Genomic DNA, 21,163 nt, shown 5'->3' with positions numbered 1-21,163 from the left:
AAGCACACGACGGGAACGGCGGACACCAGGGCACGGCCCCGGCGGCCGAAAGGTTCCGGCCAATGCGGCTTAGGTTCGCCTAACCTTACATATATCGTTCCTGCACATCCCCCGCCCCCCACACAGGCGAATCGTCCGGCCGCCACCCTTTGGTGTGAAGCGAGTGGTCTCGTGTTGTCCGCCCGGAAGTGCGAAAACTAGCTTCGGTGGCCGGAGGTGAGCCATCAGATGACGGCTTTGGCCATCGAGACCGCGGCCGACGGCGGCGCGGTCGGAGGTACGGGATTCGCGATCACCGCGAACGGTGCGTACGCCGCGCGGCTGGTACGCGACGAGGGCGGCGGTGCCGCCTGGTTCCCCGAGCGCTGGACGCTCGACGGCCCCGAGCCGTACGCGGTGCCGCTCCCCGGCAACCAGCCGGAGGAGCCCGACGCCGGGGTGCTGCCCATGGCGGACGGCCGGGTGCTGATCCACCGCAGGATCGCCGACCGGCACGCCTTCGCCCTGCTCTACCCGACCGGACCGGCCACCGGCGAACTGCCGCTCGGCGCGGTCGAGGCCGGGCCGGACGAGCTGACGCTGCTCCCGCCGTCCCCGGACGGCAGCTGCGCCTACGCGCTCGCGGTGGACGCCGACTCCACCGCGCTGTGGCTGGTGGCGGGCGGCGCGTTCGGCCCCGAACTGGTCGCCCGGCTCAAGGGGCGCTGCTCGGGCGGGGCATGGCTGGACCGCACCGGCCGGATGCTGGCCCTGGACCGGGAGCTCGACGGGCGCACCAAGGCGGTCGCCGTCGATCTGGAGCGCGGCGGGGAGGTCACCGAGCTGCTCCAGATCACCGACGACAGCAACGACCGGCTGCTGCTCGCGGACGCCGACAGCGGGCTGCTCCTGATCCGCTCGGACGCCCCGGGCCACGACCGGCTCGGCTGGGGCGTGCTCGGCTCCGCGCTCCCGGTGCGCTTCCCCGAGTGCCTGCGCCTGGCGGACGCGGCCGTGACGCCGTTCGCCATACAGCCCGGCCAGGTCCTGATGCCGGAGTCCTGCGCGGTGGCGCTGCGCATCGACGCGGCGGGCGGCAGCTGGGTCGGCATCTGGCGCCCGGCGGGCCGCCATCTGCACCAACTTGCCTCCCCTCAGGGGTGGTTGACGGGGGCCGGGCTGTGGACGCCGGAGGGGGTGCTGAGGCTTCCGTACGCCACACAGGCAAGCCCTTGCGCGCTGCTCGACGTGCCCGCGCCGCCGGACCCGGCGCCGGCCCCGCCCGCGCTGCCGCCGGAGCCCGCACCACCCGCCGCCGCCAAACCCGTACCGCTCGGGCAGGCGCCCCTGACCGGCCGTCGGGAGCCGTCAGGGGATCGTTAGAATCGCCCGCTGTACGACGCACCAGCGAAGACGACTACGGGGTGACCACAGCTCATGTCCAACCAGACCGACACCCGTCCGCAGGAGACGGGGTCCGACAGCGCGGGTAAGCACCGGGGCGGGGCGGCCTCCACGGAGGACTCGGCGACGCCGGCCCACGGGCGCCACCGGCGCGAGGAGAGCACGGGGACGAACGGCTGACCGGCCGTACAGGAGAAGGCCCCGGGGTGGACCACCCCGGGGCCTTCTCCTTCCCCTCCGCCGGTCAGTCCCGCTTGAGCCCGAGCACCTCCGCCGCGGCGAAGGTCTCGTTCGCGGGCCTGTCCGCGTAGTAGGGGGAGATCAGCTCGTCCAGCTCCTGGTACGAGAAGACCTCCTTCGCGGAGTCGAACTTGGCGGCCACCTTGGGCCGTTCCACGATCGCGACCATGCCGCCGTGCACCACCAGCAACTGCCCGTTGACCTTGGCCGCGGCGGGCGAGGCCAGATAGCCCACGAGCGGCGAGACGTGCTCGGGCGCCAGCGGGTCGAGCTGCCCCTCCCCCGGCTCCTGGAAGCCCTGGAACACGTCCTCGGTCATCCGGGTACGGGCGCGCGGGCAGATCGCGTTGGCCGTGACCCCGTACTTGCCGAGCGCGAGCGCGGTCGAGGTGGTGAGCCCGACGATCCCGCCCTTGGCCGCCGCGTAGTTGGGCTGGCCGGCGGACCCGGCGAGGAACGCCTCCGAGGAGGTGTTGACGATCCGGCCGTAGACCGGGCCGCCCGCCGCCTTGGAGCGCTCGCGCCAGTGGGCCGCGGCGAAGTGGGTGGTGTTGAAGTGCCCCTTGAGGTGCACATGGATCACCGAGTCCCACTCGGACTCGCTCATCGAGAAGATCATCCGGTCCCGCAGGATGCCCGCGTTGTTGACCAGGATGTCGAGCTTGCCGTACGTGTCGATCGCCAACTGAACCAATTCCCGGGCCTGTTGGTGGTCCGCCACGTCTCCGGTGTGGGCGGTGGCCTGCCCGCCCGCGGCGCGGATCTCGGCGGCGACCTCCTCGGCGGGGCCCTTCGAGGCCTGGCCCGAGCCGTCGCGGCCCGGCTGTCCGAAGTCGTTGACGACGACGGCCGCGCCGAGCCGGGCCAGTTCCAGCGCCTCGGCCCGGCCGAGCCCGCGGCCGGCCCCGGTCACGATCGCGGACAGGCCTTCAAGTGGCTGTGCTGCCATGCCGGTTGGATCCTCTCGAAGTCGGATGGATCGGTGAATGGGGTCAGATCGCGATGCAGGTGCGCAGGGCCTCGCCGCTGCGCATCTGGTCGAGCGCGTCGTTGATCCCGGCGAGCTGCACCCGGTGGGTGATGAGGCCCTCCAGGTCGATGCGGCCGGCCCGCCACAGCGCGATGGCCCGCTCGTAGGAGCGCAGCACGTCGCCGCCGCCGTACATGGACGGCAGGATGCGCTTCTCGTCGAAGAACAGCTCGAACATGTTGACCTGGAAGAAGTCGTCCATGGCACCCGCGCCGACCACGCACAGGGTGCCGCCGCGCCGGGTGTTCTCGTACGCGGTGCGGGCGGTCGCGGAGCGGCCGACCACCTCGAAGACGTAGTCGAATCCCTCGCCCGCGGTGATCCGCTGCTTGGCGTCCGCGAACTCCTCGGGCGAGACGGCCTCGGTGGCCCCGAACCTGAGCGCCGCCTCGCGCCGGGATGCGACCGGGTCGACGGCGACAATCTGGGCGGCGCCCTGCACCCGGGCGCCCTGGATGGTGGAGATGCCGACGCCGCCGCAGCCGATGACCGCCACCGACGAACCGGCCTCCACCTTCGCGGTGTTGATGGCCGCGCCGAGCCCGGTGGTCACCCCGCAGCCGATCAGGGCCGCGATCTCGTACGGTACGTCGTCGGGGATGGGGACCGCGCAGCCGGCCGCCACGACGACCTCCTCGGCGAAGGTGCCGGTGCCCGCGAAGCCGAACACATCGCCGCCGGAGCGGCGGAAGTTGGGGGTGCCGGCGTTCATGAACCCGGCCAGACAGAGCTGGGTCTGGCCGCGCTTGCAGGACGGACACGCCCCGCACGCGGGCAGCCAGCACATCAGGACCCGGTCGCCCTGCTGGAGGCTCGTCACGCCGTCGCCGACGTCGATGACCTCGCCCGCCCCCTCGTGCCCCGGCACGAAGGGCGCGGGCTGGGGCAGCACCCCGCTCATCGCCGAGAGGTCGGAGTGGCACAGGCCGGTGGCGCGGACGCGGAGCTTGACCTTCCCCGGGCCGAAGCCGGTCGCCTCCATGTCGTCGACCACGTCGAGTTTGTCCTGGCCTATCTCGTGCAGTACGGCTGCGCGCATGGTGCGGCTCCCCTCGATCCCCTCAAGTACCGAAACATGTGGTGCGTCAAGTGCCGGAAGAAACGGCTCAGTTGTGTTCCACGACCGTGTCGGAGAGGACCGGCGCGTCGTCCCGCTCGACGGCCGTCACCGACACCTGGACGCGGCCGGGGCCCGACCACATCCGGATCCGCAGGGTCTCGCCCGGGAAGACGACTCCGGTGAAGCGGGTGGCGTACGAGCGGACGCGGGCCACGTCGCCGCCGAGGAGCGTGTCCACGACGGCCTTCAGCGTCATCCCGTAGGTGCAGAGCCCGTGCAGGATCGGCCGGTCGAAGCCGGCCAGCTTGGCGAAGTCGGGGTCGGCGTGCAGCGGGTTCCAGTCCCCCGACAGGCGGTAGAGCAGCGCCTGTTCCTCGCGGACCGGCCGCTCGACGACCTGGTCCGGATCCCGGTCGGGCTGCTCGACGCGGACCGAGGGCCCCCGGTCGCCGCCGAAGCCGCCCTCGCCGCGGACGAAGATCTGCGCGTCGCTGGTCCACAGCGGGCCGTCCGCGTCGGCGGCCTCGGTGCGCAGGACCAGGATGGCGGCCTTGCCCTTGTCGTAAACGGCCGCGACCCTGGAGGTCGAGGTGGCCCTTCCGCCCACCGGGATGGGCCGGTGCACGGTGATGGCCTGGCCGCCGTGCAGCACCGCGGCGAGGTCCACGTCGATGCCCGGCGCGGACAGCCCCCCGACCACGCCCATGCCGGCGCCCGCGACGGTCGCGAAGGAGGGCAGCACATGCAGCCGGGACTCCAGGGTGTAGCGCAACTCGTCGGGGTCGGTGGCGGGCGTACCGGCGCCCAGACCCAGGTGGTAGAGCTGTACGTCCTTGTGGTCCCAGGTGATCTCGGTGGACCGGGGCTCGGCGGCGATCGCCTTCGCGGCATCAATGGGCATGTGGATGCTGCTCCTTGAGCGTTGTGCGGGCACGGGGAAAAGACCTCGGTGCGGCCGTCCGCACCGTCGGCCGCACCGAGGTCGTACTGGACCGGACCGAGGACCCGTCCGTCGTTCTAGAACGCGTTCTAGGCCGATGGCCCCTAGGTATAGCGCACGGCCCGGCAGTTGTGAAGGCTACTGACGTTCCGTCAGATCCCTTGGGGTGAACGGCCACCCACCACTTTCGGCGGGGGTGCCCCAGGACATTTGTCCTGCCCAGGTCCGTACAACCGCATCTGGGGCGGGGCCCGCGCGCTCCGTAGCGTTCAGGGCATGACGCAGATGACGACACAGAGCGCCACCGCGGTCCACTTCGGCGGGGTGGTCAAGTCCTACGGGGCGGTCCGGGCCGTGAACGGCGCCGAACTGACCATCGGGCGAGGCGAGACCGTGGCCCTGCTCGGCCGCAACGGGGCCGGCAAGTCCACCACCATCAGCCTGCTGCTCGGCCTGAACGAGCCGGACGCGGGCGAGGTGCGGATCTTCGGCCGGACCCCGCAGCGGGCGGTACGCGAGGGGCTGGTCGGGGCGATGCTCCAGGACGGGCAGCCGATCCCCCGGGTGACCGTGCGGGAGCTGGTGTCCTTCATCGGCAGCATGTACCCGGAGCCGATGCCGGTCGCCGAGGCGCTCGCCCTCGCCGGGCTCACCGAGTTCGCCGACCGCCGGGTCGACAAGCTCTCCGGCGGCCAGACCCAGCGGGTGCGGTTCGCGACGGCGCTGGCCGGCAACCCCGGGCTGCTGCTGCTCGACGAGCCCACCGCGGCGCTCGACGTGGAGGCGCGCCGCGCGTTCTGGGAGTCGATGCGCACCTACGCGGACCGGGGCAACACGGTGATGTTCTCCACCCACTACCTCGAAGAGGCCGACGACAACGCGGACCGCATCGTCGTCATCGACCGGGGCCGGATCGTCGCCGACGGCCCCGGCGAGACCATCAAGCGCGCGGCCGGCGGCAATCTGGTCTCCTTCGACCTCGCGGGCACGGCCACCGAGGGGCTGTCGCTGCTTCCGGGCGTCGTCGCCGTCGAGGTGCACGGCGACCGGGCACGGCTGCGCACCGACGACTCGGACGCCACCGTCCTCGCGCTCGTCGCGATGGGTGCGGTGCGCCGCCTGGAGGTCGCCCCCGCCAGCCTGGAGGACGCCTTCCTCTCCCTCACCTCGCACGGACCGGGCGCCACACACGGCACCGGCACCACACACCAGCCCCTCACCGCCGCACCCGAGAGCGAGACCGTCTGATGTTCGAGTACATCAAGCTGGAGATGCGGCGCACGCTCCGTGACGCCTCGTTCGTGGTCTTCGGCATCGGGATGCCGGTGCTGATGTACCTGCTCTTCACCAACATCGGCGGCGGCGGCAACGGCGACGACTGGAAGGTCCAGTCGATGATCGGCATGGCCGCCTACGGGGCGCTCGGCGCCGCCATGAACGCCGGGACCGGGGTCGCCGCCGACAAGGCGATCGGCTGGCTGCGGCAGCTGCGGATCGCGCCGCTGGCGCCGACCCGGGTGGTGACCGGACGCGCGATCAGCGGCTCGGTGACCGTGCTGCCCGGCATCCTCGCGGTGCTGCTCTCCGGGGCGCTGATCAACGGCGTACGCCTGGACGCCTGGCAGTGGATCGTGCTCACGCTGCTGCTGTGGATCGGGGCGCTGCCCTTCACGATGCTCGGGCTCGGCAACGGCTACCGGCTGTCCGCGCAGGCCACCGGCGTGGTCAACGTGGCCTGTCTGATGGGGCTCGCGATCCTGGGCGGTCTGTGGTTCCCGGTCTCCGCCTTCCCCGGCTGGCTGCGAGGGATCGCCGAGTACACTCCGACCCACCGCTTCGCCGACCTCGGCTGGGCCACCTCGCAGGGCCACGCCCCGGGGCTGGCCACCGTCGCGCTGATGGGAGCCTGGCTGGTGGCCTTCGGCGCCTACGCCGTGGTCTCCTATCGTCGGTCCGCGAGGACCGCGTGAGCGCCGGGCCGGCGGAACACGTGCACGGCGGGCACCACGCGGACCGCGTGAGCGCCGGGCGCCGGGGACCGGGCGAGCCCATGAGCCTTCAGTACGGGGAGAACCAGATGCCACCACTGCTGCCGAAGCTGCCCTCGCGGGGCGAGGAGGCCACCGAGCTCCCCGGCCCGCCCGCCAACGGCTACACCTTCCTGCCGTGGCTCCTGATGGGCACCGGACCGGTGGTCGAGGTGGCCAAGGGCAAAGTGGCCCACCCCGTGCTCGGCGGCCTCGGCATCCTCGCCTTCGCCGTCCTGTACGCCCTGGTCGCCTTCCGCGCCCTGGACAAGCGCCGGCGCGCACAGCGGCCGACCCTGGTCCTGCTCGGCGCCCTCACCGCCGTCACCTACGCCCTCGGACTCGGCTACGGCGGGGTGTGGCTGCTGTTCTTCCCGCTGCTCTCGCTGACCTGCGGCGCGGCCCTGCGGGACCGGCGGCTCGGCTACGTGATCCTCACCCTCGCGGTCTCGGTGGGCGTGATCTCGGGCATCAAGACGGGCGACCCCTGGGACAACATGACCATCGCGTACGGGACGTTCCTGTCCGGCATGGTCATCGCGGCGCTGCTCTCGCTGTCCGAGACGGTCCGCGAACTGCGGGACACCCGGCAGGAGTTGGCCCGTACGGCGGTCGAGAAGGAGCGCCTGCGCTTCTCCCGCGACCTGCACGACCTGCTCGGCCACACGCTGTCCGTGATCGTGGTGAAGTCGGAGGCCGCCCGCCGCATCGCACCGCGCGACCTGGACGCGGCGCTCGGCCAGGTCGCCGACATCGAGGCGGTCGGCCGCCAGGCCCTGACCGAGATCCGCGAGGCGGTGACCGGCTACCGCGAGGGCAGCCTCGCCACCGAGCTCGACCGGGCCCGCTCGGCCCTGAGCGCCGCCGAAGTCGAGCCGGTGGTACGCCAGTCGGGCCCGCCGCTGCCCGCGCAGGCCGAGGCGCTGCTGGGCTGGGTGGTCCGCGAGGCGGTCACCAACGTCGTGCGCCACAGCGCCGCGAGCCGCTGCGAGATCGTGGTCGACGGCACCCCGGAACGGGTCACCCTCACGGTCACCGACGACGGCAGGGGCGCGCCCGCCGCGCCCGCGCCGACCCCCCGCATCGGCGGCAACGGCCTGACGGGCCTGACCGAACGCCTCGCCGCGGCGGGCGGCTCCCTGACCGCGGGCCCCGCACCCCGCACCGGCTTCCAGGTGAGCGCCGAACTCCCGGTGGACCCCGAGGACACCGCCCTGGACGCCGAACTCACCGGCGCCCCCGGCACCTGCTGACCCCCCGGGCCCGCATACCCTTTGCCCGTGGACTTCCCCGTGGACGAGATGCCCCAGGATCACCGACCCGCCAAATCCGTACGCGTTCTCCTCGCCGAGGACCAGGGCATGATGCGCGGCGCGCTCGCGCTGCTGCTCGGCCTTGAGGAGGACATGGAGGTCGTCGCACAGGTGTCGGCGGGCGACCGGATCGTCCCCGAGGCGCTCGTCTCGCGGCCCGACGTGGCGCTGCTCGACATCGAGCTGCCGGGCCGCAGCGGGCTCGACGCGGCGGCGGATCTGCGTACGGAGGTCCCCGACTGCCGGGTCCTGATCCTCACCACCTTCGGCCGCCCCGGCTATCTGCGCCGCGCGATGGAGGCGGGGGCCGCCGGGTTCCTCGTCAAGGACGGTCCGGTGGAGGACCTCGCGGAGGCGATCCGGCGGGTGCTGCGCGGCGAGACGGTCATCGACCCGGCGCTCGCGGCGGCCGCCCTCAGCGCGGGGCCGAGCCCCCTGACCGCCCGCGAGCGCGATGTCCTGAACGCCTCGGTGGACGGCGCGACGGTGTCCGACATCGCGGGCAAGCTGCACCTGTCGGAGTCGACGGTCCGCAACTACCTGTCGTCCGCGATCGGCAAGACGGGCACCCGCAACCGCATGGAGGCCGTCCGCTCGGCCCGTCAGCAGGGCTGGCTGTAGAGCCGGCCCGCATGGTCAGGCGCGCCGGGCCGGCCCGGCCGCCCGGGGCAGCCACACCAGCGCGAGGGCCACGCTGCCGAGCAGGACGAAGCCGCCGATGCGGAAGGCGAGCGCATACCCGGCGGTGAGGTTCCCGGCGCTCTGGACCACCCCGGTCCGTGAGGCGGCGACCGTGGACAGGACGGCGAGCCCCAGCGCCCCGCCCATCGTGCGGGAGGTGTTGATCAGCCCCGACACCAGGCCCGCCTCACTCGGCGCGGCTCCCGAAGTGGCCAGTGCCGCAAGGGGAGTTGTGGCAAGCCCCGCGCCGGTCATCATGAGGATGCCGGGCACCAGGATCGACATCCAGTACGGGTCGTCCGCCCGCATCGTGGACTGCCAGCCGAACCCGGCCGCGGTCACGAGCACCCCGAGCACGGTCAGGTTCCGCGCCCCCGCCCTCGGCATCAGGCGCGGCGCCAGCTTCGAGCCGATGACGACGCTGAGCGAGCTGGGGATGAGGGCGAGCCCCGCGCCGAGCGGGGTGTAGCCGAGCACGTTCTGCGCGTACAGGGTCATGAAGAACCAGGTGCTGAACATCGCGGAGCCGCAGACGAACATCACCGCGTTCGCGGCGGATACGGCCCGCAGCCGGAACAGCCGGAGCGGCATGAGCGGCGCGGCGGTACGGCTCTCCACGGCGAGGAACCCGAGCAGCAGCACGATGCCGCCGATGAGCGGGACCAGCGTCCCGGCCGCGCCCCAACCGCCCTGCTCCGTCTGGACGATGCCGTACGAGAGGGTCGCGAGCCCCGCCGTGACGAGGACGGCGCCGGGCAGGTCGAGGCGGTGGCGCAGCCCGGCCCGGGACTCGGTGATCCAGATCGCCGCGCCGACCAGGACGAGCGCGCCCACGGGCACGTTGATCAGCAGCACCCAGCGCCACGACAGGACGTCGGTGAGCACCCCGCCCACCAGGCCGCCCGCGGCCCCGCCGCCCGCGCCGACCGCGGCCCAGGTGCCGATCGCCCGGGTACGGGCGGCGCCCTCCGGGACGGCGGCGGTCAGGATGGTGAGGGTGGCCGGGGCGAGGACCGCGGCCCCGAGGCCCTGTGCGGCGCGGGCGAGCAGCAGCTGCCAGCCCTCCTGGGCGAGGCCGCCGCCGAGGCTGGCCGCGGTGAACAGGCCGAGCCCGACGAGGAACATCCGCTTGCGCCCGTAGAGGTCGCCGGCGCGGCCGCCGAGCAGCATGAACCCGGCGAAGGCGATGGCGTACGCGTTGACCACCCACTGGAGCCCGCCGGCGCTCATGCCGAGGCCGGTGCGCATGGAGGGGAGGGCCACGTTGACGACGGACACGTCCAGCACGACGAGGAACTGGCCCGCGCAGGCCGCGAGGACGACGGGCCAGGTGCGGGGGGTTTGGGTGGGGGTGGATATGTGGGTGTCAGCGGACGCGTGAGCCATGCGGGTCATGGTCGCACGGGGCGGGCGCCCGTTACAGCCCCTTTCGGCTGAGGGGCCCTGGGGCTCCGCCCCGGACCCCGGGAGTCGCCCCGCCCCGCCCCTTCCCGACCCTCGGGGGGGGTATGGGAGGGTCTGGGTGCGAGTTCGGCTGCGGGCCGTGCGTGGCTGATCGCGCAGTTCCCCGCGCCCCCAAAGGCCTCGGTGCTGGCCCGCACGAGCATCTTCAGCCCGTCATGGGGGTCCCCCCTGGCCCTTAAGGCCTTGGGGGAGATTGAGGACGAGCGCCCTTAAGGCGCGACTGGGGGTCTGGGGGCGGAGCCCCCAAGGGCACTTCACCCCCCGGAGGGTTGCGGGAAGGGGCGGGGTGGGGAGGACTCAGCGGCGCAGCACCGTCACCACCGCCGCGCCGCCGAGGCCGATGTTGTGGGCGAGGCCGACCCGGGCGCCCGGCACCTGCCGCGCCCCCGCAGCCCCCCGCAACTGCCACACCAGCTCGGCCGCCTGCGCCAGCCCCGTCGCGCCCAGCGGATGGCCCTTCGAGATCAGGCCCCCGGAGGGGTTGACCACCCACCGCCCGCCGTACGTCGTCGCGCCGGATTCGATCAGTTTCCCCGACTCCCCCGCCCCGCACATCCCCAACGCCTCGTAGGTGAGCAGCTCGTTGATCGAGAAGCAGTCGTGCAGCTCGATCACGTCGACCTCCTCGATGCCGAGGCCCGCCCGCTCGAAGGCCTGCCGCCCGGCCGACCGGGACATCGGCGCCCCCACCGCGTCGATGCAGCTCCCCGACGCGAAGGACTCCTCCGTGTCCGTCGTCATCGCCTGCCCGGCGATCTCCACCGCCCGGTCGGCAAGCCCGTGCCGCTCCACGAATCGCTCCGAGACGACGACCGCCGCCGCGGCCCCGTCCGACGTCGGTGAGCACTGGAGCTTGGTGAGCGGCCGGTGGATGGTCTTCGCCGCGAGCACCTCCTCCACCGAACAGGCGTCCCGGAACTGGGCGTTGGGGTTGTTCACCGAGTGCCGGTGGTTCTTGGCGCCCACCGCGGCGAGCTGCGCCGCGGTCGTCCCGTACCGCTCCATGTGCTCGCGCGCCGCGTTGCCGAAGATCTGCGCGGTGGGCGGGGTCATCTCGAAGCCGTGCCGGGCCGCCATGATCCCGTAGTGGCGGGCCACGGGGGACGTCGCGAAGTCGCCCCCGTCCGAGCCGCCGCCCAGGGCGCCCCGCTTCATCTTCTCGAAGCCGAGCGCGAGCACGCAGTCGCTGACGCCGCCCTCGACGAACTGCCGCGCCAGCATCAGCGCGCTCGCCCCGGTCGCACAGTTGTTGTTGACGTTGTAGACGGGCACACCCGTCAACCCCAGTTCGTACACGGCGCGTTGGCCGGCCGTCGAGGCCTGGAAGCAGTAGCCGACGGGGACCTGTTCCACCAGTGCGTAGTCGACGCCCGCGTCCGCGAGTGCCGCGCTGCCCGCCTCCTTCGCCATGTCCCAGTACTGCCAGTCGCGGGACTCCGGCTTCTCGAACTTCGTCATGCCGACACCGACGACGTAACTCTTCATCGCACTCTTCACGGCAACGGAACCCTTCAGTCTCGGGGCAGGCCGAGGATGCGCTCGGCGACGACATTGAGCTGGACCTGGGTGGTGCCGCCCGCGATGGTCAGGCAGCGCGACATGAGGAAGCCGTGCACGGCCCGCTCCCCGGGGCCCTCGGCCACCGCGCCCTCGGGGCCGAGGAGTTCGAGCGTGAGCTCCGCCACCTTCTGCTGGTGCGGGGTCTGGACGAGCTTGCGGACGCTGGCCCCCGCGCCCGGTTCCAGGCCGGACACCTGCTGCATGGTGGTGCGCAGGCCGATGCAGGCCAGCGCGTGCGCCTCGGCGGCGAGCGCGCCGATCCGCGCCCGGTACGCCCCGTCGAGCCCGTCGGCGCGGTCGATCAGCGCCTCCAGACCGGTGTCGAAGGCGACCTGGTCGGCCATGTGGACGCGTTCGTTGCCCAACGTGTTGCGGGCCACCTGCCAGCCGCCGTTCACCTCGCCGACCACGGCGTCGGGCGGCAGCAGCGCCCCGTCGAAGTAGACCTCGTTGAAGAGGGAGTCGCCGGTGATCTCCTTCAGGGGGCGGATGTCGATGCCCTCGGTCCGCTTCATGTCGACGAGGAAATAGGTGAGCCCCTGGTGCTTGGGGGCCGCCGGATCAGTGCGGGCCAGCAGGATGCCGTAGTCCGCCCACTGCGCGGCGCTCGTCCACACCTTCTGTCCGGTGACCCGCCAGCCGTCGTCGGTGCGCTCGGCCCGGGTGCGCAGCGAGGCGAGGTCGGAGCCGGCGCCGGGTTCGGAGAACAGCTGGCACCACAGCAGCTCGCCGCGCAGGGTGGGGGCGAGGAAGCGGTCCTGCTGGGGTCCGCTGCCGTGGGCGAGCAGCGAGGGCACCACCCAGGTGGCGATCCCGAGGTCGCCCACCTTGACCCCCGCCCTCCTCAACTCCTCCTGGATGACGAGCTGTTGGACCGGCCCCGCGCCCAGGCCATGAGGGGCCGGCAGGTGCGGGGCCGCGTAGCCGGTCGGGGCCAGGGCGCGGCGCGCCGCACCCGGGTCGAGGCCCCGTGCGGTGTCGATCACCGCACGGGCGGGCCCGCGGAAGTTCTCGGCCTCGGGCGGCAACTCCATGCGCAGCTCGCGCCGGGCGCCCCCACCGGCGAGGCGCACCGCCCGCAGCCGGTGGCCGTCCCCGGCACCCAGGAGCTGGCGGGCGACCAGGGCCCGGCGCAGATACAGGTGGGCGTCGTGCTCCCAGGTGAAGCCGATGCCGCCGAGGATCTGGACGCAGTCCTTGGCGCAGGAGCAGGCCGCGTCCACGGCGGTGGCGGCGGCCAGCGAAGCGGCCAGGCCGCGCACCTCGGCCGGCTCGTCCATGGCACGGGCCGCGTCCCACACCAGCGCGCGAGCCTGTTCCACGCGTACGAGCATGTCCGCGCACAGGTGCTTGACCGCCTGGAACTGGCCGATGGGGCGCCCGAACTGCTCGCGCACCTTGGCGTGTTCGGCCGCGATCTCCAGCGTGCGGGCCGCCGTGCCGCAGGACTCGGCGGCGAAGAGGACGGCGGCGAGGTCGCGCACCAGCGCCGAGTCGACGTCCAGGATCCGGTCCGCCGGGACCACGACTCCCTCGGCCCGGACCTCGGCGGTGGGCCGGGTCGGGTCGGTGCTGTGCTGGGTGCGCACGCCCAGCGCCTCGGCGTCGACGGCGAGCCACAGCGTGCGGTGGTGGGCCTTGGCCGCGAGGACCACCAACTCGGCCTGCCCGGCGGCCAGTACGGGTGGCGCGGTGCCGTCCAGGAGCCAGCCGCCCGCTCCCTCGACGGCACAGAGCGTGCCCGCGCCGAGTGCCACGGCCGCGGTCGTGCGGCCCCCGGCGACGTCCGCGGCCAGGGCGTGCCGTCCGGCGCGGCGCAGCAGCTCGGCCGCGAGCACCGAGGAGAGGTAGGGGCCGGGCAGCAGCCCGCGGCCCGCCTCCTCCAGGACGACCGCGAGTTCCACGAGGCCGCCCCCGCCGAACTCCTCGCCGAGGTGGATGCCGAGCAGCCCCTGTGCGGCGAGCCCGTCCCAGAACAGCGGGCGGCCCTCCGCGGCCCCCGGCGCGTCCAGGAGCCCGCGCACCTTCTCCACCGGCACGGCCCGGGCGAGCCAGCCGCGTACCGCCTCGGCCAGCTCCCGCTGTTCTTGCGTGATCGCGATGCCCATGGACGCCCTCACCCGTCGCCGGTCCTGAAGAACGGCGCAAGAGTAGAACACGTTTCAATCTGACGGAAGGTCAGATAACTGTGAGCTTGCCGGCCCGGCCCCGCGCGGCCCCCGTCTCCTGCACGCGTGAACCTGGCGAATTCCAGATCGACCTTGCTAGGGAAGTGGCGAGTTCCGCGACAACCTTGCGAACGGTTTGGAGTGGCCCCACCTTGGCTGTGATGACGTCGACGCCCCTCCTGGACGCCCTGTCTGACCGCCTTGATACAACCTCGTCATGACGTACCGATTCACCGCTCGCGTCGCTACCACGGAGATCGATCCTGATGGCTACTTCACCGAGGCCGCCCTCGCGGAGGGCGAGGATGGCAGCGGCTTCATCCTGATGTTCATGGCGGGCGAAGAAGAGCCCGATGACCAGGAGGTCGCGCTGGGAATGGACACGCACTGCCTCGTCACCGCTAGCCAGGGGACGGCATACGGATGCGTGCGGGAAGCCGTCCTGGACGGCAACATCCTCCGCATCTCACTGGATCCCGAGGCGCTGGAGAGCCTTCGGCTGGACGAGGGCGAGATCGAGGCCGTCATCGAGGCTCCGGCCGAAGATGTCACCCGGTTCCGCGAGATCCTTGCCCAGGTGCTCGCCTACGGGCGGGCGGACGCCGTGCCCACGCGGCTGGCAGTCTGACGAGAGGGGTGGGGCCAGAACATGCCGTCGAAGACACCCTCGATTTCGCCACCTAAACCTGGACGGTCCGAGGCTTCGACTTCCAACCGAAGCTTGCGAGCCGCAGGTCAGCTCACGCCCCGCTCGCCAAGTGAAGTCGGAGAGGGCACCCCGCCGGGCCCCGGCTCCGCCCGCCCCCCTGCCGGACCCCGCCCGCCGGGGGCGCCCCCGGACGCGTACGGCACCATGGACCGCCCACACACCTACGACCCCGAGGAGCCGGGCCGTGGCCACTCCCAAGCCTCAGATCCTGGCCGCCTTCGAGGCGGCCAAGGGCTTCATGCCGGTACGCGAAGGGCTCGCCCTGTACGAGGCGGCCGCCGCGGCCGGTGCGCTCGGGCTGCCGCTGCTTGAGGTCGGCACGTACTGCGGGCGCTCCACGATCCTGCTCGCCGAGGCCGCCCGCGAGAGCGGCACGGTCGCGGTCACCGTCGACCACCACCGCGGCAGCGAGGAGCAGCAGCCGGGCTGGGACTTCCACGACCCGACGGTGGTCGACCCGGAGGTCGGCCGGATGGACACGCTGCCCACCTTCCGGCGGACCCTGCACGCGGCGGGCCTTGAGGACCACGTGATCGCGGTGGTCGGACGCTCCCCGCAGGTCGCGCGGGCGTGGGGCGGCCGGCTCGGCCTCGTCTTCATCGACGGCGGCCACACCGACGAGCACGCGAACGCCGACTACGAGGGCTGGGCGCCGAAGCTCGCCGAGGGCGGCACCCTCGTCATCCACGACGTCTTCCCGGATCCGCTGGACGAGTTCACCGGCCAGGCGCCGTACCGGGTCTATCTGCGGGCCCTGGAGTCCGGCGCGTTCACCGAGGTCTCGGCCACCGACTCGCTGCGCGTCCTGCGCCGCACGCCCGCCGCCTGGTGACACGGCGCGGAACCGAGTGCCGGGGCGCGGGAGAAGGGCGCGGCTAGCATCGGCTCGTGCCGTACGACAGCGAGTCATCGAATCAGGACAGCCGGTCGCGCCGCGTGCGCGGCCGGGCCCTCGTCGCCCTCGCCGCGCTGGCGCCGACCGCCCTCGCGGGCTGGCTCGTGTGGCAGGCGATGGAGGGGACCGGCGGCCATGACGACAAGCCGCCGCAGGTCCTGCCCCTGCCCAGCCGCACCGTGCAGTCCTCGCGCCCCGGGACCGGCACCGCCACCGGCACCCCGACCCCGCAGGGCAGCCCCTCCTCCCCCGCCCCCTCGGCGCCGCCCGGGGGCGGCTCCGGCACCGGGACGCTCGCCGGAAAGACCGTCGTCATCGATCCGGGTCACAATCCGAATAATTTCCGGCATACAAAAGAGATCAATCAGCCGGTGGACATCGGAACGAACGAGAAGGAATGCGACACCACCGGCACGGAGACCAACGACGGTTATACGGAAGCCGAGTTCACCCTTGATGTGTCGCACCGGATCAGGGCGATCCTGGAAAAGCAGGGTGCCAAGGTCGTCTTCACCCACGACGGCGACCGGACATTCGGGCCGTGCGTGGACGAGCGGGCCCGGATCGGGAATCGGGCGAAGGCGGACGCCGTCGTATCGGTGCACGCGGACGGTGCCGCCCAGGGCCAGCGCGGCTTCCATGTCATCCTGCCCGCCAAGGTGAAGGGCGGCGGCGCCGACACCGCCCCGATCGTGGGGCCCTCGCGTGAACTCGGTGTGCGGATCGCGGGGAAGTTCGTCCAGGACACCGGCATGAACGCCTCCAACTACGTGGGCGGCGGAACCGCGTTGGACACCCGGAGCGACCTCGGCGGTCTCAACCTGTCGACCGTTCCCAAGGTGTTCATCGAGTGCGGCAACATGCGCGATTCCCGGGATTCGGCACTTCTCAAGAGTGCGGACTGGCACCAGAAGGCGGCGCAGGGGATCGCCGACGGCATTACGGCGTTCCTGGGCGGGTAGGCTCCCGACCCGCCGTACGGCCCACAGTTCCAGACGATAGATTCATCCGCACAGGGGGAACCACCTAGAGCTTCACGCCGTGTGCACGTACACCGGCGGCAGCGATGACCGCCCCGACGAGACGACACAAAAGAGGACTTTTACGTGAACATCCGCTCCCTCACACGAGGCGACGGCGTGGTGATCGGTGCAGCGGTGGTGCTGTTCATCGCCTCGTTCCTGAATCTCACATCCGCTCCGAGCTGCTCCGGCCAGTTCTGCCCGAGCATCGAAGCGCCGAATGCCTGGGACTCGCTCTCGCTCCTGATGAGCATGTTCCTCGCCGGCATCATCGGTGCGGTCCTGGTCGTCGTCGGTCGCTCGCTGCCGCAGCCCAAGCAGATCGCGGGCCTGGACCTCACGCAGTTCGGTGTCGCGTTCACGGTCTTCGCCGCGTGGACCGCGTTCTGGACGGTCATCGACGCACACGGCTCCGGCGCCGGCCTGATCCTCGGCCTGATCGCCGCGCTCGTGCTGGCCGCGGCCGCCGTCGCCACCCCGCTGGTGGCCGCGCTCAAGGCGCCGCTGATGGGCGCCCCGAAGCCGGCCGCCCCGCAGCCCTACGGCTACCCGGGCGCACCCCAGTCGGCCGGTGGCTACGGCTACCCGGGCGCCGCCCAGCAGCCCTATGGCGCACAGCCCGGCGACCCGAGCCTCGGCGGCCACCCGCACGCCCAGGCCCAGGCCCAGCCGTTCGGCGCGCAGGCGCAGGCGCCCGCCGCGGCCGAGCCGCACCAGGACGCCCAGGCGCAGCCCGCCGCGGCCGCCCCGGCCGGCGACTTCGCCCCGTTCTGGTTCGCGGTCCCCGTCGCCCGCCCGCTGTACGCGGAGGACGGCTCGCCCACCCCGATCGCCGAACTGGCCCCCGGTACCTGGTACTTGGCCGTGGACCAGCGCGGTCCCGGCCTGGTGGCCCAGACCCAGGACGGCCGCCGCGGAGTCCTCCAGGACACCACCGGCATCCAGCGCGGCTGATCGCCCCGTAGCGCTCCGACGGCCCCCCGCCCCTTCCGGGCGGGGGGCCGTTGCCCTACAGTCCCCTGACGGATCGTCAGATCACTGGAGGGGACGCCCTATGCGCCTGGGACTCGCACTCGGCTACTGGGGGCGCGGACCGAACCCCGCCCACCTCGAACTCGCGCGCACGGCCGAGGAGTTGGGCTACCACTCGGTGTGGACCGCGGAGGCCTGGGGCTCGGACGCCTTCACCCCGCTGACCTGGATCGCCGCGCACACCTCCCGCATCCGGCTCGGCACCGCGGTCGCGCAGATGGCCGCGCGCACCCCCACCGCCACCGCCATGCACGCCCTCACCCTGGACCACCTCTCGGGCGGCCGGATGATGCTGGGCCTCGGGCTCTCGGGGCCGCAGGTGGTGGAGGGCTGGTACGGCAGGCCGTTCCCGTCGAGCCCGCTCACCGCGACCCGCGAGTACGTCGACGTCATCCGCCAAGTGCTGCGCCGCGAAGGCCCGGTGGAGCTCGACGGCCGTTTCCACGCGCATCCCTACGCGGGCGCGGACGGGAGCGGTCTGGGCAAGCCGCTCAAGGCCATCACCCACCCCCTGCGTCCGGACATCCCCGTACTGCTCGGCGCCGAGGGCCCCAAGAACATCGCCCAGACCACCCGCATCGCGGACGGCTGGCTCCCGCTGTACTGGTCGCCGACCCGCACGGGCGTCTACGAGGCCTCGCTGACGGAGCTGCGCGAGGGCTTCCTGGTGGCTCCCATGGTGCGGGCCCAGGTCTGCGACGACCTCGCGGAGGGGCTGCTCCCGGTGAAGGCGATGCTCGGCTTCTACATCGGCGGCATGGGCCACGCGGCCCGCAACTTCCACGCCGACCTGATGGCCCGCATGGGGTACGAGGACGCCGCCCGCCGCATCCAGGAGCTGTTCCTCGCGGGCCGCCGCGAGGAGGCGGTGCTCGCCGTGCCGGACGCGTTCGCCGACGAGATCTCCCTGGTGGGCCCGCGTCAACGCATCGCGGAACGGCTTGAGTTGTGGCGAAAGGGCCCGGTGACGGACCTGTTGGTCACCTCACCGGACCCCTTGACGCTGCGCACGCTGGCGGAGCTGAACTCCTAGCCGCGCGTCAGCCGCCGGCGAGCTGGCCCGCGGAGGGCACCTGGTCCTTGACCGGCGCACCCGCCTTCTGGCCCGCGTCCTTGACGCCGTTGATCATGTTCTCGAACATGCCGACGTCGGAGTCGTTGGCGTCGCCCTTGCGCAGCTTGCCGCTCAGGTTCTTGAGCGAGTCGATGCCCGAGGTGAGGGGTGCCACGGCCTTCGAGAGCAGCGGGTCGCCCTTGGCGTTCTCGGTCGCCGCCTTCAGGCGGTTGTACGTGAAGGCACCGGCCAGACCGGCCTTGACGAGGGCGAACGTACGGCCCTTCGCGCCCTTCTTGAACTTGCCCGCCTTGTACGGCTTGATGATCCACTGGTAGGCGGCGCCCGCGGCGAGTCCGGCGTTGGCGACGAAGCGGGTCTTGGCGAGCTTCTGCCGCTCGGCCGACGCGGTCGGCGAGGGGGTGCTCTCGGCCGCGGTGAGCGCGGCGCGCTGGGTGGACCTGGTCTCTCCTCCGCAGGCGGTCGTCGACACCAGGACGGCGCAGGACAGGACGACCGCCACGATTATGCGGCGGATGGGGAACGTAGTGGGCACGATGACCTCCGGGGGATGTGTCGGCCTCCCCGGCAGCCTCACCCGCCCCACCGCACTGCGCCACCCGGGCGACTCCGTACGGGTTCCGCCCCAACCGCCGCAAGGCTTTTCCGCACCGGCCTCCCCCGGGCCGCGGCAAGGCGGTCCCGTACAGGTCTCCCCTGCCGCGGCAAGGCGGTCCCGTACGGGCCCGCGCTATCCGCAGCAGTAGGGCGCGAGCCCCCTGGGGAGCCGATCGCCGCCGAAGACCGCCCCGGTCGCCTCGTCGCCGCCGAGGGCCGCCACCGCGAGCAGCAGCGAGCCCGCCGTCCACGTCGTGAGCTCCTCGGGCCACACCGCGCGGTTGCCCTCGAAGACATAACCCGTCCAGTACAGGCCCGACGCGGGGTCGCGCAGGTGCTGGATGGACTGGAGGACCTCAAGGGCCCGGTCGGACTCGCCGGTCGCCCACAGCGCGAGGGCCAGCTCGCAGCTCTCGCCGCCGGTGACCCACGGGTTGGGCAGCACACAGCGCACCCCGAGGCCGGGCACCACGAAGTCGTCCCACATCGCGTCGATACGGGCCTTGGCCGCCACGCCGGTGAGGGCGCCGCCGAGGACCGGGTAGTACCAGTCCATCGAGTAGCGGGACTTGTCCAGGAAGCGCTCGGGGTGGTGCTGGACGGCGTGCGCGAGCGCACCGGCCGCCAACTCCCAGTCGGGCTGCGGCTCTTCGCGCTGCTCGGCGATGGCGAGTGCGCAGCGCAGGGCGTGGTGGACCGAGGAGCTGCCGGTGAGCAGCGCGTCGGTGACGGCGGTGCCGTCCGCCTCGCGCTTCCAGCCGATCTGCCCGCCGCTCTGCTGGAGCGCGAGGACCCATTCGACGGCCGCGAAGACCTTGGGCCACATCCGGTCGAGGAAGGTGTCGTCGCCGGTGGCGAGGTAGTGGTGCCAGACCCCGACCGCGATGTAGGCGACGAAGTTGGACTCGCGGCAGCGGTCGGTGACCCGGTCGTGCTCGCCGTCCTGGTAGGCGGCGTACCAGGAGCCGTCGTCGTTCTGGTGCCGGGCCAGCCACTCGTAGGCGCGCTCGGCGGCGGCGTGTTCGCCCGCCGCGTCCAGCGCCATCGCGGCCTCGGTGTGGTCCCAGGGGTCCAGGTGGTGGCCGCGGAACCAGGGGATGGCGCCGTCGGGGCGCTGCACGGCGAGCAGCGCCGCCACCGTCTGCCCGGCCTGATGTGCCGTCAGAACTCCGGGCAGGACGAGGTGCTCGGTGCGCTCCGGAGAGGTCACTTGGCGGCGCTCACGGGCAGGTGCGGCTTGGTCGCGTACGCCACGAAGCTCTTGCCGACGACCGGGTTGAGGGCGCGCTCGGCAAGCCGGGTGACGGTGCTGATGCCGGGCGTCTTCATGATGTCCCAGACCAGGAGCTGGTGGTACGCCTTCACCGGCAGCGCCTTGTCGTTGTCGACGCCGAAGGCGCACTTGAGCCACCAGTACGGCGAGTGCAGCGCGTGCGCGTGGTGGGAGCCGTACGGCTTGAGGCCCGCCTGCTTCATCTTGCCGATCAGCTCGTCCGCCTTGTAGATGCGGATGTGGCCGCCCTCGACCTCGTGGTACGCGTCGGACAGCGCCCAGCACACCTTCTCGGGCCCGTAGCGCGGCACGGTCACCGCGATGCGGCCGCCGGGCCGCAGGACGCGGACCATCTCGGCGAGCACGCCCTTGTCGTCGGGGATGTGCTCCATCACCTCGGAGATGATCACGACGTCGAAGGACTCGTCGGGGAAGGGGAGGTTGAGCGCGTCCCCCTCCATCGCCGTGGCGGTGGCCCCCTCGGGCGCCTCGCCCGCCTCCTTCATCGCGGCGAACCACTTGGCGACCTCGCGGATCTCCTCGCCGTTCTGGTCCAGCGCCACGACCTGGGCGCCGCGCCGGTAGCACTCGAAGGCGTGCCGGCCCGCGCCGCAGCCCAGGTCGAGCACGCGGTCGCCCGGGGCGAGCGGGAAGCGGGAGAAGTCGACGGTCAGCACGGGGTCTGCCCTTTCCG

20 protein-coding genes are annotated in these 21,163 nt (G+C 72.5%); 11 read left to right on the top strand and 9 right to left on the bottom strand.

From position 1 onward, the window contains the following. Positions 1 to 228: 228 nt before the first annotated feature. On the top strand, positions 229 to 1,362 hold the full coding sequence (locus CG740_RS21215; protein ID WP_100576780.1) for a hypothetical protein: 1,134 nt from the start codon (positions 229 to 231) through the stop codon (positions 1,360 to 1,362). A 54-nt stretch (positions 1,363 to 1,416) separates the two neighbouring features. Next, entirely contained in the window at positions 1,417 to 1,563 is a 147-nt protein-coding gene (locus CG740_RS40410) for a hypothetical protein (RefSeq protein ID WP_199846530.1), read from the top strand. A gap of 64 nt (positions 1,564 to 1,627) precedes the next feature. Here the strand turns inward: CG740_RS40410 and CG740_RS21210 are convergent, their stop codons facing one another. The 3 genes from CG740_RS21210 to CG740_RS21200 form a co-directional block, all read right to left on the bottom strand. Beyond that, complete coding sequence (locus tag CG740_RS21210; protein WP_100576779.1) at positions 1,628 to 2,572, bottom strand: 3-oxoacyl-ACP reductase; 945 nt, start codon at positions 2,570 to 2,572, stop codon at positions 1,628 to 1,630. A gap of 43 nt (positions 2,573 to 2,615) precedes the next feature. Then, a complete protein-coding gene (locus CG740_RS21205; protein ID WP_100576778.1) occupies positions 2,616 to 3,692 on the bottom strand; it encodes a Zn-dependent alcohol dehydrogenase in 1,077 nt (358 codons plus the stop codon). Positions 3,693 to 3,759: 67 nt separating this feature from the next. Next, complete coding sequence (locus CG740_RS21200; RefSeq protein WP_100576777.1) at positions 3,760 to 4,614, bottom strand: MaoC/PaaZ C-terminal domain-containing protein; 855 nt, start codon at positions 4,612 to 4,614, stop codon at positions 3,760 to 3,762. A 315-nt stretch (positions 4,615 to 4,929) separates the two neighbouring features. Between CG740_RS21200 and CG740_RS21195 the strand changes: the two genes are divergently transcribed. The 4 genes from CG740_RS21195 (at position 4,930) to CG740_RS21180 (ending at position 8,614) form a co-directional block, all read left to right on the top strand. Beyond that, a complete protein-coding gene (locus CG740_RS21195) occupies positions 4,930 to 5,901 on the top strand; it encodes an ABC transporter ATP-binding protein (RefSeq protein ID WP_442802845.1) in 972 nt (323 codons plus the stop codon). Then, positions 5,901 to 6,623 carry an ABC transporter permease gene (locus tag CG740_RS21190; RefSeq protein ID WP_100576775.1) on the top strand — a complete coding sequence of 241 codons (723 nt, stop codon included), beginning with the start codon at positions 5,901 to 5,903 and terminating at the stop codon, positions 6,621 to 6,623. The genes CG740_RS21195 and CG740_RS21190 overlap by 1 nt, the downstream gene beginning before the upstream one ends. A 107-nt stretch (positions 6,624 to 6,730) precedes the next feature. Further along, on the top strand, positions 6,731 to 7,933 hold the full coding sequence (locus CG740_RS21185) for a sensor histidine kinase (RefSeq protein ID WP_100576908.1): 1,203 nt from the start codon (positions 6,731 to 6,733) through the stop codon (positions 7,931 to 7,933). A 48-nt stretch (positions 7,934 to 7,981) separates the two neighbouring features. Then, the gene (locus CG740_RS21180) at positions 7,982 to 8,614 is read left to right on the top strand and encodes a response regulator transcription factor (protein WP_100576907.1); all 633 of its coding nucleotides are present in this window, start codon (positions 7,982 to 7,984) and stop codon (positions 8,612 to 8,614) included. A gap of 15 nt (positions 8,615 to 8,629) precedes the next feature. Here the strand turns inward: CG740_RS21180 and CG740_RS21175 are convergent, their stop codons facing one another. The 3 genes from CG740_RS21175 to CG740_RS21165 form a co-directional block, all read right to left on the bottom strand. After that, positions 8,630 to 10,069 (bottom strand): MFS transporter, encoded by a 1,440-nt coding sequence (locus CG740_RS21175; RefSeq protein ID WP_100576774.1) that lies wholly within the window; start codon positions 10,067 to 10,069, stop codon positions 8,630 to 8,632. Between the two features lie 366 nt (positions 10,070 to 10,435). Next, a complete protein-coding gene (locus tag CG740_RS21170; RefSeq protein ID WP_100576773.1) occupies positions 10,436 to 11,623 on the bottom strand; it encodes a lipid-transfer protein in 1,188 nt (395 codons plus the stop codon). Between the two features lie 26 nt (positions 11,624 to 11,649). Next, complete coding sequence (locus CG740_RS21165; protein ID WP_100576772.1) at positions 11,650 to 13,806, bottom strand: acyl-CoA dehydrogenase; 2,157 nt, start codon at positions 13,804 to 13,806, stop codon at positions 11,650 to 11,652. Between the two features lie 277 nt (positions 13,807 to 14,083). On the opposite strand from CG740_RS21165, the gene CG740_RS21160 reads away from it, so the two are divergent. From CG740_RS21160 to CG740_RS21140, 5 genes are all read left to right on the top strand, one after another. Then, positions 14,084 to 14,494: an Imm10 family immunity protein gene (locus CG740_RS21160; protein ID WP_100576771.1), complete on the top strand. Its 411-nt coding sequence runs from the start codon at positions 14,084 to 14,086 to the stop codon at positions 14,492 to 14,494. A gap of 319 nt (positions 14,495 to 14,813) precedes the next feature. Continuing rightward, positions 14,814 to 15,407 carry a class I SAM-dependent methyltransferase gene (locus CG740_RS21155; protein WP_100576906.1) on the top strand — a complete coding sequence of 198 codons (594 nt, stop codon included), beginning with the start codon at positions 14,814 to 14,816 and terminating at the stop codon, positions 15,405 to 15,407. 56 nt (positions 15,408 to 15,463) lie between these two features. Beyond that, positions 15,464 to 16,432: an N-acetylmuramoyl-L-alanine amidase gene (locus CG740_RS21150; protein ID WP_376214740.1), complete on the top strand. Its 969-nt coding sequence runs from the start codon at positions 15,464 to 15,466 to the stop codon at positions 16,430 to 16,432. Positions 16,433 to 16,576: 144 nt separating this feature from the next. Next, the gene (locus CG740_RS21145; protein ID WP_100576770.1) at positions 16,577 to 17,446 is read left to right on the top strand and encodes a DUF5336 domain-containing protein; all 870 of its coding nucleotides are present in this window, start codon (positions 16,577 to 16,579) and stop codon (positions 17,444 to 17,446) included. Between the two features lie 100 nt (positions 17,447 to 17,546). Next, positions 17,547 to 18,557: an LLM class F420-dependent oxidoreductase gene (locus CG740_RS21140; protein WP_100576769.1), complete on the top strand. Its 1,011-nt coding sequence runs from the start codon at positions 17,547 to 17,549 to the stop codon at positions 18,555 to 18,557. A gap of 7 nt (positions 18,558 to 18,564) precedes the next feature. Here the strand turns inward: CG740_RS21140 and CG740_RS21135 are convergent, their stop codons facing one another. The 3 genes from CG740_RS21135 to CG740_RS21125 all read right to left on the bottom strand — a co-directional run bounded on the left by CG740_RS21135 (position 18,565) and on the right by CG740_RS21125 (position 21,146). Next, a complete protein-coding gene (locus CG740_RS21135; protein WP_100576768.1) occupies positions 18,565 to 19,134 on the bottom strand; it encodes a hypothetical protein in 570 nt (189 codons plus the stop codon). Positions 19,135 to 19,329: 195 nt separating this feature from the next. Next, positions 19,330 to 20,406 (bottom strand): prenyltransferase, encoded by a 1,077-nt coding sequence (locus CG740_RS21130; RefSeq protein ID WP_100576767.1) that lies wholly within the window; start codon positions 20,404 to 20,406, stop codon positions 19,330 to 19,332. Next, complete coding sequence (locus CG740_RS21125; protein WP_100576766.1) at positions 20,403 to 21,146, bottom strand: class I SAM-dependent methyltransferase; 744 nt, start codon at positions 21,144 to 21,146, stop codon at positions 20,403 to 20,405. The genes CG740_RS21130 and CG740_RS21125 overlap by 4 nt, the downstream gene beginning before the upstream one ends. Positions 21,147 to 21,163 lie beyond the last annotated feature (17 nt).

Source organism: Streptomyces sp. CB01201 (assembly GCF_002803085.1).
GTDB lineage: Bacteria > Actinomycetota > Actinomycetes > Streptomycetales > Streptomycetaceae > Streptomyces > Streptomyces hundungensis.
Note: the sequence above shows the minus strand (reverse complement) of the source record. Positions and strands in the feature narration are given on the sequence as shown.

Coding starts and splice junctions, on each gene's coding strand:
- CG740_RS21155 (WP_100576906.1), top strand. CDS start 14,814: ATGCCGGTACGCGAAGGGCTCGCCCTGTACGAGGCGGCCGCCGCGGCC.
- CG740_RS21170 (WP_100576773.1), bottom strand. CDS start 11,623: ATGAAGAGTTACGTCGTCGGTGTCGGCATGACGAAGTTCGAGAAGCCG.
- CG740_RS21190 (WP_100576775.1), top strand. CDS start 5,901: ATGTTCGAGTACATCAAGCTGGAGATGCGGCGCACGCTCCGTGACGCC.
- CG740_RS21195 (WP_442802845.1), top strand. CDS start 4,930: ATGACGCAGATGACGACACAGAGCGCCACCGCGGTCCACTTCGGCGGG.
- CG740_RS21140 (WP_100576769.1), top strand. CDS start 17,547: ATGCGCCTGGGACTCGCACTCGGCTACTGGGGGCGCGGACCGAACCCC.
- CG740_RS21215 (WP_100576780.1), top strand. CDS start 229: ATGACGGCTTTGGCCATCGAGACCGCGGCCGACGGCGGCGCGGTCGGA.
- CG740_RS21160 (WP_100576771.1), top strand. CDS start 14,084: ATGACGTACCGATTCACCGCTCGCGTCGCTACCACGGAGATCGATCCT.
- CG740_RS21180 (WP_100576907.1), top strand. CDS start 7,982: ATGCCCCAGGATCACCGACCCGCCAAATCCGTACGCGTTCTCCTCGCC.
- CG740_RS21185 (WP_100576908.1), top strand. CDS start 6,731: ATGCCACCACTGCTGCCGAAGCTGCCCTCGCGGGGCGAGGAGGCCACC.
- CG740_RS21205 (WP_100576778.1), bottom strand. CDS start 3,692: ATGCGCGCAGCCGTACTGCACGAGATAGGCCAGGACAAACTCGACGTG.
- CG740_RS21210 (WP_100576779.1), bottom strand. CDS start 2,572: ATGGCAGCACAGCCACTTGAAGGCCTGTCCGCGATCGTGACCGGGGCC.
- CG740_RS21200 (WP_100576777.1), bottom strand. CDS start 4,614: ATGCCCATTGATGCCGCGAAGGCGATCGCCGCCGAGCCCCGGTCCACC.
- CG740_RS40410 (WP_199846530.1), top strand. CDS start 1,417: ATGTCCAACCAGACCGACACCCGTCCGCAGGAGACGGGGTCCGACAGC.
- CG740_RS21175 (WP_100576774.1), bottom strand. CDS start 10,069: ATGACCCGCATGGCTCACGCGTCCGCTGACACCCACATATCCACCCCC.
- CG740_RS21165 (WP_100576772.1), bottom strand. CDS start 13,806: ATGGGCATCGCGATCACGCAAGAACAGCGGGAGCTGGCCGAGGCGGTA.